The organism is Ammoniphilus sp. CFH 90114, assembly GCF_004123195.1.
In the GTDB taxonomy this organism is placed as follows: domain Bacteria; phylum Bacillota; class Bacilli; order Aneurinibacillales; family RAOX-1; genus YIM-78166.
The window spans coordinates 289,498-303,135 of sequence record NZ_SDLI01000002.1 but is presented as its reverse complement, the minus strand read 5'-3'; the positions used below and the strand labels follow the sequence as shown (position 1 = coordinate 303,135).

Annotated in this window: 11 protein-coding genes and 3 riboswitches; of the genes, 1 reads left to right on the top strand and 10 read right to left on the bottom strand. The window is 42.4% G+C overall.

Features of this window, described 5'->3' with window-relative positions:
• Positions 1–25: 25 nt before the first annotated feature.
• The 5 genes from EIZ39_RS06135 to EIZ39_RS06115 all read right to left on the bottom strand — a co-directional run bounded on the left by EIZ39_RS06135 (position 26) and on the right by EIZ39_RS06115 (position 5,590).
• Positions 26–1,552, bottom strand: a complete 1,527-nt coding sequence (locus EIZ39_RS06135) for a tripartite tricarboxylate transporter permease (protein ID WP_129198530.1) — start codon at positions 1,550–1,552, stop codon at positions 26–28.
• Between the two features lie 13 nt (positions 1,553–1,565).
• Positions 1,566–2,021, bottom strand: coding sequence for a tripartite tricarboxylate transporter TctB family protein (locus EIZ39_RS06130; protein ID WP_129198528.1), 456 nt, complete (start codon positions 2,019–2,021; stop codon positions 1,566–1,568).
• Positions 2,022–2,081: 60 nt separating this feature from the next.
• Complete coding sequence (locus EIZ39_RS06125) at positions 2,082–3,140, bottom strand: Bug family tripartite tricarboxylate transporter substrate binding protein (RefSeq protein WP_129198526.1); 1,059 nt, start codon at positions 3,138–3,140, stop codon at positions 2,082–2,084.
• A gap of 142 nt (positions 3,141–3,282) precedes the next feature.
• Positions 3,283–3,984 carry a response regulator gene (locus EIZ39_RS06120; protein WP_129198524.1) on the bottom strand — a complete coding sequence of 234 codons (702 nt, stop codon included), beginning with the start codon at positions 3,982–3,984 and terminating at the stop codon, positions 3,283–3,285.
• Entirely contained in the window at positions 3,977–5,590 is a 1,614-nt protein-coding gene (locus EIZ39_RS06115) for an ATP-binding protein (RefSeq protein WP_483296013.1), read from the bottom strand. Before EIZ39_RS06115 ends, EIZ39_RS06120 begins: the two co-directional genes overlap by 8 nt.
• Positions 5,591–5,711: 121 nt before the next feature.
• On the opposite strand from EIZ39_RS06115, the gene EIZ39_RS06110 reads away from it, so the two are divergent.
• A complete protein-coding gene (locus tag EIZ39_RS06110) occupies positions 5,712–6,620 on the top strand; it encodes a LysR family transcriptional regulator (RefSeq protein ID WP_129198520.1) in 909 nt (302 codons plus the stop codon).
• Between the two features lie 50 nt (positions 6,621–6,670).
• Here the strand turns inward: EIZ39_RS06110 and EIZ39_RS06105 are convergent, their stop codons facing one another.
• The 5 genes from EIZ39_RS06105 to EIZ39_RS06085 form a co-directional block, all read right to left on the bottom strand.
• Positions 6,671–8,257 carry an MDR family MFS transporter gene (locus EIZ39_RS06105; RefSeq protein WP_129198518.1) on the bottom strand — a complete coding sequence of 529 codons (1,587 nt, stop codon included), beginning with the start codon at positions 8,255–8,257 and terminating at the stop codon, positions 6,671–6,673.
• 29 nt (positions 8,258–8,286) lie between these two features.
• Positions 8,287–8,721 carry a MarR family winged helix-turn-helix transcriptional regulator gene (locus EIZ39_RS06100; RefSeq protein ID WP_129198516.1) on the bottom strand — a complete coding sequence of 145 codons (435 nt, stop codon included), beginning with the start codon at positions 8,719–8,721 and terminating at the stop codon, positions 8,287–8,289.
• A 130-nt stretch (positions 8,722–8,851) separates the two neighbouring features.
• A complete protein-coding gene (locus EIZ39_RS06095; RefSeq protein WP_129198514.1) occupies positions 8,852–10,183 on the bottom strand; it encodes a hypothetical protein in 1,332 nt (443 codons plus the stop codon).
• Positions 10,184–10,359: 176 nt separating this feature from the next.
• Positions 10,360–11,604 (bottom strand): serine hydroxymethyltransferase, encoded by a 1,245-nt coding sequence (gene glyA, locus EIZ39_RS06090; RefSeq protein ID WP_129198512.1) that lies wholly within the window; start codon positions 11,602–11,604, stop codon positions 10,360–10,362.
• A gap of 77 nt (positions 11,605–11,681) precedes the next feature.
• Positions 11,682–11,759, bottom strand: a riboswitch (glycine riboswitch).
• A gap of 2 nt (positions 11,760–11,761) precedes the next feature.
• Positions 11,762–11,866: riboswitch (glycine riboswitch) on the bottom strand.
• A 42-nt stretch (positions 11,867–11,908) separates the two neighbouring features.
• The gene (locus EIZ39_RS06085) at positions 11,909–13,240 is read right to left on the bottom strand and encodes a 5'-deoxyadenosine deaminase (protein ID WP_255433877.1); all 1,332 of its coding nucleotides are present in this window, start codon (positions 13,238–13,240) and stop codon (positions 11,909–11,911) included.
• A 58-nt stretch (positions 13,241–13,298) separates the two neighbouring features.
• Positions 13,299–13,399: riboswitch (purine riboswitch) on the bottom strand.
• Between the last annotated feature and the right edge of the window lie 239 nt (positions 13,400–13,638).

The window sequence follows — 13,638 nt, the reverse complement described above, 5'->3', positions numbered from 1 at the left end:
TGAGGGTCTTATCTCTACCTTTTTACTAGGCCTCTTCATTAATAATTACATTTTTCCCGCGCATTTTTAAGAAGATAGGAATTAACATCCATAACGCTGCAATGACCAGAAATAGAAGAGAAATGGGCTTCTGTAAGAAAATCATGAAATCCCCATTAGAAGTCGTCAGGGCGCGGCGTAAGTTATTCTCAATCATCGGCCCTAATACTAGGCCCAACACAAGAGGAGCAACAGGGAAATCGTTTTTAGTTAGAAAATAACCTACGACACCGCACGCAATCAATAGCATTAAATCGAACGTGGTAAACTGAACGGCATAGACACCAAAGATCGAAATGGACACAATAATCGGTAGTAGATACTTCGCTGGTGTTTCAATAATTTTAGCAAACACCTTAACCAACGGCATATTAAGTACGAGTAACATTAAGTTTCCAATAAACATACTCGCGATTAGACCCCAAGCGACTTGAGGGTGGTCCGTGAAGAGAAGGGGACCCGGCTGAATATTGTACATAATCAAGGCCCCCATCAGGATGGCTGTTGTTCCCGATCCAGGGATACCTAATGTTAATAATGGAATCATCGCCCCACCAGATGCCGCGTTGTTCGCTGATTCAGGCGCCGCAACCCCAGCAATGGCACCTTGGCCGAACTTGCTTGGATTCTTACTTAATTTCTTCTCCATGATATAGGAGAAGAAGGAAGCTAATGTCGCCCCTGCACCAGGAAGGAGCCCAATAAAGAAGCCTAGGAAGGAGCCTCGAACAATCGGTACCGCGCTTTCTTTCATATCTTGCTTTGTCGGAAGAATTCTTCCCACTTTGGCGATGGCGCCGGTATCCGTATCCTTTTCTAGAATGGTTTTAAACACTTCCCCAAGGGCAAATAGACCAACAGCAATCGTTAGAAACTCTAAACCGGAGTATAGAACAGGCGTATTATACGTGAACCTGGCTACACCTGATACGTTATCCATACCAATCGTGGCCAATAGAAGGCCTGAAACTGTCATGATTAAGGCCTTCGTCATCGATTTCCCCGCCAGACCGCTAACCGCACACAAACCCAGAATCATCAGGGAGAAGTACTCAGCCGGACCGAAGGAAAGAGCAATATCGGACAAGGGTTCAGCTAGCGCAACAAGTCCTACAACGGAAACAATCCCTGCAAAGAAAGATCCGATAGCCGCAATGGATAAAGCTTGCCCCGCCCGACCTTGCTTTGCCATTTGATAACCGTCTAGAGCGGTGACCACAGAGGAAGATTCACCAGGTGTGTTTAGTAGAATAGAAGTCGTAGATCCACCGTACATCGCACCGTAATATACTCCAGCTAACAGAATAATAGAACTCGTTGCTGCGGAGCTTGGATCTAATCCAGAAGTCAAAGTAGAAGTTACCGGAATAAGCAAAGCGACACCACTCATAGGACCGATTCCTGGCAAGACCCCAACGGCGGTACCGATCAATACACCGAAGAAAGCAAAAGCTAGATTATGCCACTGCAGGGCTATTGCAAACCCATTAGCAAGAAACTGTAAGGATTCCACTACTCATCACCTCCTAGTTAAACCATACGGGAAATCCCGGCAACGAGCCTTCCAGTACTTCGACAAACAAATAATAGATGCCATAAGAGAAACCACCTGAAATCGCAACGGTTTTCCACCAACCGCCTTTTTCCATCACCTGGAATCCAATCGTTAAAAAAACAAACGTCGTAATGACATATCCAAGCGGTTCCAAAAGTAAGCCATATAATATGGCTGAAACAAGAATAATAAGAAATCTTTTATAATCTAAGGCTGCGCCTTTTGGTTTCACATGTGAATAGAATCTAGTTTCATAGAAAAGACGGATACTTAATAAAATAAGGATAATGCCTAATCCCATAGGAAACATATCAGGTCCAACACTGCTGCCATAAGCACTTGCGGAAATCTTTCTGCTTTCGAATATAAAGGCTGCTCCAATAATGAAAAAAACAAGACTGGCATAGCGGTCAAACGACTGGCTCATTTTCTGTTCCCTCCTTTTAAACGACTAGGGAAGAGAATACTCTCTCCCCCAGTTTGATTCCTACTTTGCCATACCTAGCGCAGCTAATAATTCGTTGATTTGTTTATCCTGCTCACCTAGGAAAGTTTTGAATTCCTCGCTGTTCTTGTATTCACTTGCCCAACCGTTAGCTTCTAATTCTTTTTTCCAAGCTTCGTTCTCAGACAATGCCTTTAACTTTTCTTGCCAGTAAGCTAAAGCTTCTTCCGGCATTTCCTTCGGTCCGAACACTCCGCGCCAAATCGTAAATTCAGCCTCTACTCCCGCTTCTTTCGTTGTTGGGATATCTTTTAGATCTCCACCCAAACGCTCATTAGAAGTAACGGCTAGTACACGAATTTTTCCAGCCTTTAGATACTCCCCTACACTTGAAGCATCGGTTGCAATCAGATCAGCATTTCCACCTAGCAAGGCTGCCATCGCTTCCCCACCACCGTCATAAGAGACATACTTCACCGCTTTTGGATCGATTCCGTATTCGAATGCAGGCAATACCGCTATTAAGTGATCCATAGAACCAGGCGCAGAACCACCTGCAACCGTTACTTTCGAAGGATCAGCCTTGATTGCATCCAATGCAGACTTTAGATCCTGGAATGGCGAATCCGCTTTCACGACAAGGGCGCCATAATCACGAGTAAGCTGGGCCAACGGAGTCGTATCTTGATATCCAAAAGGGCTATTTCCTTCTTTTTTATTACTGTTAATTAGGATAGGTGGAGAGTTAACGAACAACTTGTAGGGATTGTTCTTGTCCTGGGTCGCATATTCTGCCATGAATACGGCTCCACCACCGCCTGGTTTATTTTCAACCGTCATGGTTTTATCTATTAGCTTCGTTTCCGTAAGCACCTTTGTCAAGGAACGAGCTGTCTTATCCCAACCACCGCCAGCACCAGATGGAGCTACTACGATAATCGGTTTTTCTGGATAATTGGAAGCCTTTTCAGTTTTCGTTGAGTTATCACTTGGTGCACTTGGTGTAGTTGACGCTCCTTGATTTCCTCCACCGCCACAAGCTGCTAGACTAAGAGCCATTACACTTGATAAAAATAGGGCAGCAAACTTTTTCATTCCCATATCCCCCTCTGAAATCGTTTTTATTTTTATGAAAAAAAGACAGGTGATTGACCTGTCTTAAAATTATCAGAATGCTATTTATTTTTGAAGTTTTAGACCATAAGGAGGATAAACATCATTGAATTTATTTTGTTCATAAAAATCACGAATGGCTCCTAAAGTACCTTCTTTCTGGCCTGCCCACATTTCCATAAATCAACTCTGCATAAATCTTCTTTTGGGAAATTAAATACTCCAAGTACCGTCGCGCCGTTGAACGACTTACTCCTGATTCCTTACTCAGCATCTCCGCTGTCATCCCCTTGTCTTCCATCTGGGCTACAAACCTAAGAATCCGATCCAGAGTCAATGGGTCGATCCCTTTTGGAATATCCTCTTCCTCTTCTTCTTGGAAGGATAAAGATTGTTCCTTTTTCCATAATTCCTCGATCTGCTGGGCTGACAGTGTTTCCGTTTCTTCAAGACGTTGGAGATGAGAGCGATACTTTTCTAAGCTAGCTCGGAATCGGTCGAAGGTTAGTGGTTTTACAATATAATCGAATACCCCTCCATGGAGAGCTTTGCGCACGACCTCTACTTCAGAAGCGGCTGTAATCATAATGACATCGGTATGTTGAAAGTTTTGCCGGATAACAGGTACGAGATCAATTCCTCTCATATCAGGCAAATAGACATCAAGCAAAACAAGCTGGGGTCCTACGACTTCCAGCCACTCCCTAGCCTGTTCTCCTGTCGTTGCCGTAGCAATAACAGAAAAGCCCTCGACCTTTTCTGTAAACCTTCGATGAATCTCAGCTATACGGATATCATCCTCAACAATTAATACTTCGATGGGCTTACTCATACATTTCACTCCTCTCCTTAGGAATAGCTATGATGAAGAGGGCTCCGCCTATATCTCCTCGTTCAATAGCAATCGTTCCATCTAATTCATCAACTAATTCTTTCACTCGGGCTAGTCCAATTCCTCGATTTTCGCCTTCCTTGGTAGAAAAACCTCGCTTAAAAATAAGGGTAAGCCATTCATCATGGATCCCAGGACCTGAATCTTCAATCTCAAACAAGAGATCATCTCCAATATCCGTGACGAATAATCTAACTAACCTATTATCCTCTGGGTTTTTCTCTACAGATTCAAACGCGTTCGTAATTAAATTCCCTATAATGGACACGATGGCACTGCTGTCGATATGATGGGGCAATTTCTTCAGACTGCTCTCTCGGTCTAGAAGAAATTGAACCTTGAGTTCTTTTGCCCGATTATAAAATCCTAACATAATTCCCCCAAGCCAAGGGTCTTGAAGCTTACTCATAATAAAATGAACGATATCCTGATGGTCAGCGGTTTCTTTATGAATGAGCTCAAGCGCTTGATCATAGGATTCCAATTGTAAGAGACCAGATAGGGTGTAAAGCAAATTATTAAACTCATGGGTTTGAGCCCTTAACGCTTCCGCATATCGCGTCACTTGTGAAAGTTCCTCCGTTAACTGATCTATTTCCGACTTCAGCCGGAAACTCGATACCACACCAATGACCTTGTCTCCGGATTTTACTGGTAATCGATTCGCAATAATGACATTCCCTCTTACGATCATTTGTCGATCGAGCTGCTCCTCTCCTGTATGAAGAACTTCTAAAATCGTGCTGTGAGGGATCACCTCTAGAACCGGCTTACCGATCAGATCTTCGTTGGGAAGAGAGAGAATATCATAAGCCGCTTGGTTCGCCATCGAGACTTGTCCTTTTCGATTCACTACAATGATCCCTTCCCTTACCGATTGAATAACCGCATCTCTTTCCTTATATAGAGAAGAAATCTCCTCCGGCTCTAAGCCGAACATAGAATTCTTAATACTTCGCGCCAGATAAACAGAGCCTAAAACACCAATTAAAATTCCAAGAACAGCTATCCCTAAAATACGCCAGCCTAGGAATTCAATTGTATCCTCAATATCCTCCAGCAGAAAGCCTACCGATACAACACCTATGATCTTCCCGCTGTCATCTTTAATAGGAACCTTACCCCGCAAGGAAGGTCCTAGAGATCCTATTGCCTTAGAGATGTAAGATTCGCCATAAACTAAAGCCCTTTCATTATCCCCTCCCACCATCTCTTTACCGATTCTTTCTGGTAAGGGGTGGGAATAACGTACCCCGTGCTCGTTACCTACCACAATAAATTCAGCATCAGTTTCTAATCTAATTCTTTCTACTGTGGGTTGAATGGCAATCCATGGTTCGGACGTTTTAAAAGCTTCATGAATCTCAGGCATCGTTGCCACATATTGGGCTAGATGAAGGGCCCGCTTCCCCACTTGCTGCTCGATGGAATGAGAAGTGGCGTAAAAAAATAAAGCACTTGTTAAAACGACAATGAGCAGAACGAGGAATACGTTAAGTAAAGTAATTCGGTGCTGCAGTTTAAGCTTGATCAGATTCCTCATCAATATCTCTCCAGTGAGTCATTTTTTACTATCGTACAATAATTTTTCCTCTTAATCTAACGATTGTAAACCCAATAAATATTACCTATAATGTTTAATATCGCCGTCTTGAGGGGGAATAGAGATGGAGTTTAGGCAGCTTCATACTTTTTTAACACTAGCAGAGATTCGGGGGTTCACCCGTACCGCAGAATGGCTAGGATATGCGCAATCCAGTGTAACCGCTCAGATCCAAGCCCTTGAAGAGGAGCTGGGAGTGAAGCTTTTTGACCGTCTAGGAAAAAAGGTTGTCTTAACCGAAGCCGGAGAAAAGTTGCTTCCCGTCGCTCAAGAAATTCAACGATTACATGATTACGCGAAAGAGTTAGTCAGAGATAGTAAGGAACCCTCTGGAACCCTTGTTATTGGTGCGACAGAATCGCTTGCTGCCTATCGTCTACCACCCATTATTCAATCCTACCGTCAGAGATTTCCCCAAGTGAAGTTAATTCTTCGACCTGGATTTTGCTCTGAGCTTCGCAATGATGTTCGAGAAGGAAAATTAGACATGAGTTTTCTACTCGGTCCCGAGGTGCCATCAACCGATCTCATACTAGAAACCCTTGCATTAGAGAAAATGGTATTAATCGCCCCTAACGATCACCGATTAATAGGAACAAAAGGGATAGACGCTCACGACCTGCAGAAGGAAATGATACTCCATACGGAGCCTGGTTCTAGCTATCGAATGTCCTTCGAACAATATTTGAAGAGTCACAACATTCTCGAACATCAGTCTGGTGATTTTTGGAATATTGAGGCCATAAAAAGCTGTGTCATTTCCGGTCTAGGAATCTCCTATCTTCCTAAGTTTACAATTGAAAGTGAGCTTAGAGAAAACAAACTTAGTGAATTGGACTGGAAGGACCCCATACCAGCTGTATCCATGCATATGACCTATCATAAATCAAAAGTCATTTCACCAGCGCTGCGAGAATGGATGAACCTGGTCCTAGAGCATGCTAAGCTATGGCAAGAAGCTCAAGCCTACTAAACAAAACACAAAACAGCAGGGTCCCGTAGACCCCGCTGTTGCTCAATGCGTTATACAATATTTTCGACCTTCTCATTCACTTTTTTTGAATCAACATTGGAAGTCCGAAGTGGAATTTCTTTTAAGAAAAGATTAAAGAACAGCGCGGCCAGGACAACGAAAGTGCTTAAAAGAAAGACTTGTGTTAAAGAATAGTTAAGTGCATCCTTTAAGGATAAGATGAGTTGATCTAACATGGGTTGCACTTGTGCAGGAAGGTCTGCTTTCATTTGCGTAACAGCCTCATGGTTCATAAGGATCTGGGGATTATCAAGGTTAATATCCCCTAACACTCCCTCTGGCAGGATGGGAAGGTTGGATTCTGCGAGCCTTTCCGACATTCTTGAACTCATCACATACCCCATAATGGCAACGCCAATCGTTGCTCCTGTTTGCCTGAACAATTGAGCAGTTGCTGTCGCAACGCCTAAATATTTATGATCCACGGCATTTTGTACAGTGAGCGTAAAGATCGGCATGGTCATTCCAAGTCCAATTCCTGTGATAATAAGGTTAAAAATCATGGTGGGCAATGCAGCATCCGATGTTAGAGTCGAGTTCAAGAACATTCCCATCGCCATAATAGAAAAACCAATTAAGCCCAGCATCTTATATTTCCCTGTCCGCGTAATCCATTGACCTGCAATCGCACTAAATGTCACCATGGAAATCGTCATGACCATCTCCACGAGTCCTGAGGTTGTGGCTGATTCACCTAATACTCCTTGTACGTAAAAGGGAGCATACATAATCACCCCAAACATTCCCATTCCAGCAAAGAAAGATACGATGATGGATATGGTAACCACCCTGTTTTTAAACAATTCAAGTGGAACAACCGGACTAGCCACCCGCCGTTCAACATAGATAAACAAAATCAAGGAGATTAGTGAAACTCCAAATAAACTCATGATTTCAATAGATGTCCATGCATATTCTGTTCCCGCCCAGCTAAACCCTAATAATAAAGTTAATATCACCATTGACAGTAATAAGGATCCTATATAATCTACTTTTTCTTTATCTTTTCGTACAGCTTGAGGATAGAGCTTCAGAATCATAGAGAAAGCCACGAAACCGATCGGTAAGAATACCCAAAACACCCATGACCAATCTAGATGATCAACGATATATCCACCGAGAGTGGGGCCGAATAAGCTGGACAGACCAAACACACCACCCATCATCCCTTGCCAACGACCTCTCTCCCGTGGAGAAAACAAATCGCCAACCGTAGTAAACGCAGTGGACATAATCATACCACCACCCAACCCTTGTATCCCGCGATAAGCAATCAGTTCATAGATTGAACCAGAAAAACCGCTCAACAAACCGCCCACCATGAAGATACCAATCCCAGATAGGATAAATATTTTCCGGCCGTAAATATCTGATAATTTACCTACAAGGGCCGCCGTTATGCTCGATGTGAGAGCATAAATGGTAAAGACCCAGTTGAAGTAGTCCATCCCGCCAATTTCGGCCACAATCTTGGGTAAGGAAGTCCCTACAATCGTCATATTAAGAGCAGAGAAAAACATAGCCGACATAACCGCAGCCATAATGATGATTTTCTTACGCATTTCCAGATGTTCCAAGGTATTCCCCCCTCTTCTTACTTACCTCATTATTTTGATCCTTTATAAATAGCAATGGCTTGGGTAATTTTCTGAAGTGAAGAAATAACCGAGGTAATCTCCTCATATGTAAAGTCCTTCAGAATTTCTTCGAATAACTTTACATTCTTATTCCTCTTCCTCTGCAAAAATTCTTTTCCCTGATCGGTTAGAGAAATGACCACAACTCTTCTGTCCTTTTTATCTCGTTCACGCGCAATAAGTCCAAGGCTCTCTAGCTTATCAGCAATCGCCGTCGCTGCCCCTGGCGTAATATCGAAGTACTTTGAAATATCCGTTGTCTTAATGCTCCCTTGACCATGTATCATAAATAACAGAAACATATTTGCGTGGGTCAGTCCACTGTCATCATTTGATTGGATAATATCAACAAAGCTTTCATGGACCTGTTTTAATGCGATGAGCAACTGTTCAAACTGATTCAATGAGAACCTCCAAATATTTTAATAACTAAACTATATCTAAACAAAATATAATACTTATTAAAGTTAATGTCAAGATATTGTCACATCTTACTCGCTTAATGAAAAAACCGACACAGCGTGTGTCGGTTTACTATCGTAAAAAAGATATAAAGACGATACCTATAATCGCAACAATGGATACATGTAAACCATTAGATCTAAATCCCACTTGAAACCCTGATATCCCTGATATTCTGCTAACCATTAAATTTAATCCAGAAAACGGGCTTAGGACTGTTGAAGTCGACCAAGCGAGTAATAGCAACATAGCAAGAGCTAAATTGTTGATCTCTAATGATTGAGCATTCAATTGCATAGCCAATGCTGAAACTACAGCTAATTGATGTAACCCAATATACGTAAAGACAATAACGATGATCATAACAGTCAGAGCAAACATAAAAAATGAATATTGAGCCATGTTGTTTAAAAAATGACCGATCCCATCGGCGAAATCTGTCCCCTGTACAGCGTGACCTAATAGCCCAGCGCTTGTAAAAAGCATAATTTCGTTGCTCATCATGGGGACTGTTTCACTTCGATAACTTTTTAGCTGGGGCAACAATCGAGTCCATCCCTTAAACAATAAAGCCCACAAGAAAGGAAAAATAATCGAAATCAAACTAACGATAACCAACATAGACCAATGGGTGATCGACTCAATTAACAAGGATACACTCATTAAAGTAAATACGAAAAACACAAGCTGCACTAACTGATTACGGTGTTTTCGCTCAAGGGGCGCATCAGCGCTAGATTCGGTTATTAAGGGATGGCCCCTCTCCCAAACTACAAATAAAACATTGCCTATGAGTAAGGAAAGAAGGGAAAAACAAAAACCGTATACGATATAATCCCCCACAGGAATGTGTAAATAATAGAGTACTAGGGATACAGAAGCAAAGTAAGGTGACCACATTGGTGAGCTAGAAAACCCCACAAGATAACTTTTTGCAGAAACAGTCGAAGGCAATTTAAGATCTTTCAGGAACTCATTAATAATCCGCACAGAGCCTAAATTAAGTACAGGAGAGAGAATAAACATGGTCCCCGTAATACCTGCAAAGAATTTCTTTGGATGGTGAAGCAGATTCCGTAACAAGCTATCAATAGCTGCAAAATACCCACCTACCCGGAGGGGAAGGGCTATAAGCGGGGCTAGAACAATAAGACAGAGTAAAGGGAGAACTAATAATAATCCTTGACTAACCCCCTCTATTCCCGACCCCTTATAAAATTCCAAAAATACTCCCGTGGCCATCATACCGAGACCAAGTAATCGTGGAAATCCCTTTGCTATCAGTGAACTGCTGGCAAATGCCGCAAAAACCATAGCCACAACAAGATATTCAAGCCATTCTATTCGCAAAAAATAGTTTACCAAAAACACTCCACACATCATTAAAATGAAGTAAACTCGCATTTCTCTCTCTCCCTAATTCCAGCCTTTATCTATAACTTAGAAAATTAAAACACATCTCTATGTTAGGAGCATTTCAAAATATAGTCAAGATTTTACGAAAAGACTCCACTATATAATAAAAACCATATTGCATATAAGCAATATGGTTTTAAGGCACTTTAACAAAACCCACTTGGTCACAAACCAGCCCGGTAAAGCGGAAAGGATTCGCATATATGCTGCATATTGTCTCTGACACGGTTTACTACCTCTTCCGAACCTTTGCTTTTAAGTACGGATACAATAGATAGCCCAATTTCAGCCATTTCCTCCGTTTTCATGCCCCGACTCGTAACCGCAGCCGTTCCAATTCGTATCCCACTAGTAACAAACGGGCTTGCTGGATCAAAGGGAATGGTATTCTTATTGACCGTGATGCCCGCTTGTTCCAACAGACGCTCAGCTTCCTTGCCAGTCAGTCCCCATGTTCTTACATCTACCAGGACCAGATGATTATCTGTCCCTCCGGAAACGAGTACCGCCCCCTCTTCTTTCAGTGTTTTAGACAGAACGGAGGCATTCGCAACCACTTGAGCCACATATTCATGGAAATCAGAATCTAGCGCTTCTTTAAAACACACCGCTTTCGCTGCAATCACATGCATGAGCGGTCCACCTTGAATCCCAGGAAAAATGGATTTGTTTATGGCTTTAGACATTTCCACGTCATTCGTTAGTATGACCCCTCCCCTTGGCCCGCGCAACGTCTTATGTGTTGTGCTGGTCACGACATGAGCATGAGGAAGGGGAGAGGGATGCAGCCCTGCAGCCACTAAACCCGCGATATGAGCCATATCTACCATCAGGTAGGCCCCAACTTTATCCGCAATTTTTCTAAATCGATTGAAGTCTATCATCCTAGGATAGGCGCTCGCCCCGGCAATAATCATTTTCGGACGAGATTGAAGGGCAAGCTCTTCCACTTCATCGTAATCAATGAAATGCGTTTCCTTATTCACACCATAGGAAACGACATCAAACCATTTCCCTGAGATGCTGACTGGGCTTCCGTGTGTTAAGTGTCCGCCATGGGAGAGATTCATTCCCATAATCTTATCACCCGGCTGCAGTAAGGCAAAAAATACGGCCAGATTCGCTTGGGCGCCGGAATGTGGTTGAACATTAGCATACGCTGCACCGAATAGCCTTTTTAACCTATCAATGGCGAGATTTTCCACGATATCCACATGCTCACATCCGCCATAATACCGTTTACCCGGATACCCCTCAGCATATTTGTTGGTTAAAACTGTACCCATCGCTTCCATAACATCCGTGCTAACAAAGTTTTCCGAAGCAATTAACTCAATTGTTCTGCTTTGCCTCTTACGTTCCTTTTCAATCGCCTCAAAAATTTCCTGGTCATGGATGGATAAGCTCATTCGTTCTGTACCTCCCTAGATTTAGTCCTTTCCCCAACAAAAAAGACAGGGGAAAGGTAAGTAAATATTCTACCTTTCCTCTGTCCTTTTACCTGAGAGTTTAACTCTTGATTCAAGAGTCTACCCCTTTGGTGGCTTATCGCTCTCTCCAGAGGTGCGTCCCATTGCGATCCTTTTACCTGAGAGTTACGTCCTAAGGTTTTTTAGGACTTGCTCCTTCGGTGCTGGTTCTAATCCGTCCAGTCTCTCACACAATTTTCATCCGCCGTATTTAATTTTGATAAGCTCGCTCACTGTTGCTTACTTAGAATACATGAGGCAATTTGGCTAATAACCGCTTAATGGCCTTGTTGCTTTCCTTTAGTACTATCGATTCATCCATCGTCTTCATGACTCGGTTCTCCATTGCCACCTGTCCATTGATAATTGTCGTTTCTACATCTGCTCGTGTGGCAGAATAAACAATCCTTGAGATGGTATCCACTCCAAAAGAGGGATACATATGGAAGCCATTTAGGTTAAGAATCGCCAAATCCGCCTTCTTCCCTACCTCAAGACTTCCGATTTCATGATCAAGTCCCATCGCCTTAGCGCCTCCGATTGTCGCCATACGAAAGACAGTTTTGGCATCCATGGCAGTAGGTCCACAATGCGGCTTATGGATGATGGCTGCTAAACGCATTTCGTTGAACATATCCAAGTTATTGTTGCAAGGTGCCCCATCAGCCCCCAAACTGACAAAAGCTTCTCCACTTAATAGTCCTGGTACATCAGAAATCCCAGAAGCAAGCTTCAAATTCGATCCTGGACAATGGCTCACTTTCACTCCTCGTTCCCGAATAATTCGCTTTTCTTCCTCATTGAGCCAAATGCAATGCGCCAAGATCAAGCGGTGATTAGCTAACCCGATATGATCAAGGTACACGACATTGCGCATGCCCCTTTCTCTTTCAACCAGTTCAATTTCTCCACGATTTTCCGAGGCATGAGTATGCACTCGAACATTATATTTTTCGGACAATTCCCTTACTTCTACAAGCAGTTCCTCTGTACAGGAAACAACAAAGCGTGGACAGAACGCATATTGGATTCTACCATTATCATAGTTGTGCCATTTCTCTAATAGATCCACACTAGCTTGGATCGACTCCGTCGTTTTCTCCCTTAACCTTAGAGGGACTTCATCTCCCTTATCCATCATTACCTTACCCGACATCACTCGAATCCCGCTCTGTGCCATAGCTTGGAAAGCTTCATCGGCGTAATGTACGGTTTCCATATCCACAATGGAAGTTGTTCCACTTTGTATCAATTCACCCGCGCCAAGCATAGCGGAATAATAGCTCGATTCTGCATCGTGAGAAGCCTCGAGCGGCCAGATTCGTTTTTTTAGCCAGTCCAGTAGCTCAAGATCATCTGCTTGACCCCGAAACAATGTTTGGCATAAATGAATATGGGTTTGGATAAATCCCGGCACTACTGTTCGGCGACTTGCATCGATGACTTTATCTGCTTGAACGTCCGTTATTTCTCCAATATCAACGATACGATCCTCCTCAATGAGGATATCCCCGTGAATGATTTCCTCTTTTGCATTCATGGTTACAATTTCGGCGTTTTTAATTAATAATCTCAAACTACACATCCCCCTTACTAATAAATAAGAAAGAAGACAATGAAAAAACCCCTGACTATGAAAGAAAGCTTACCATCATAGTCAGGAGATTTACGGTCCCTGGTAGATACTTCCGAACCCTATTTTCGGAATTATATTCACGTTTCATTACTACAGTTATTATACAAAAACTTTTCTAACTTTTCAATATGTTTTGAATAATATTTTATTCGTAAGTATTGCTACCTTATGCACAAACTTCACATATTTTACAAGCTTTTAAATCCCTTATAACTACTATATAATAATAGATGAATTTGAGCTAAATATAGTGATACACTATATCTATAAATATAACAATAATGATATACTATATTCAAAAATATCAACAATAATGATACACTATGATAGGGTTATTA

Coding starts and splice junctions, on each gene's coding strand:
- EIZ39_RS06110 (WP_129198520.1), top strand. CDS start 5,712: ATGGAGTTTAGGCAGCTTCATACTTTTTTAACACTAGCAGAGATTCGG.
- EIZ39_RS06125 (WP_129198526.1), bottom strand. CDS start 3,140: ATGGGAATGAAAAAGTTTGCTGCCCTATTTTTATCAAGTGTAATGGCT.
- EIZ39_RS06120 (WP_129198524.1), bottom strand. CDS start 3,984: ATGAGTAAGCCCATCGAAGTATTAATTGTTGAGGATGATATCCGTATA.
- EIZ39_RS06095 (WP_129198514.1), bottom strand. CDS start 10,183: ATGCGAGTTTACTTCATTTTAATGATGTGTGGAGTGTTTTTGGTAAAC.
- EIZ39_RS06130 (WP_129198528.1), bottom strand. CDS start 2,021: ATGAGCCAGTCGTTTGACCGCTATGCCAGTCTTGTTTTTTTCATTATT.
- glyA (WP_129198512.1), bottom strand. CDS start 11,604: ATGAGCTTATCCATCCATGACCAGGAAATTTTTGAGGCGATTGAAAAG.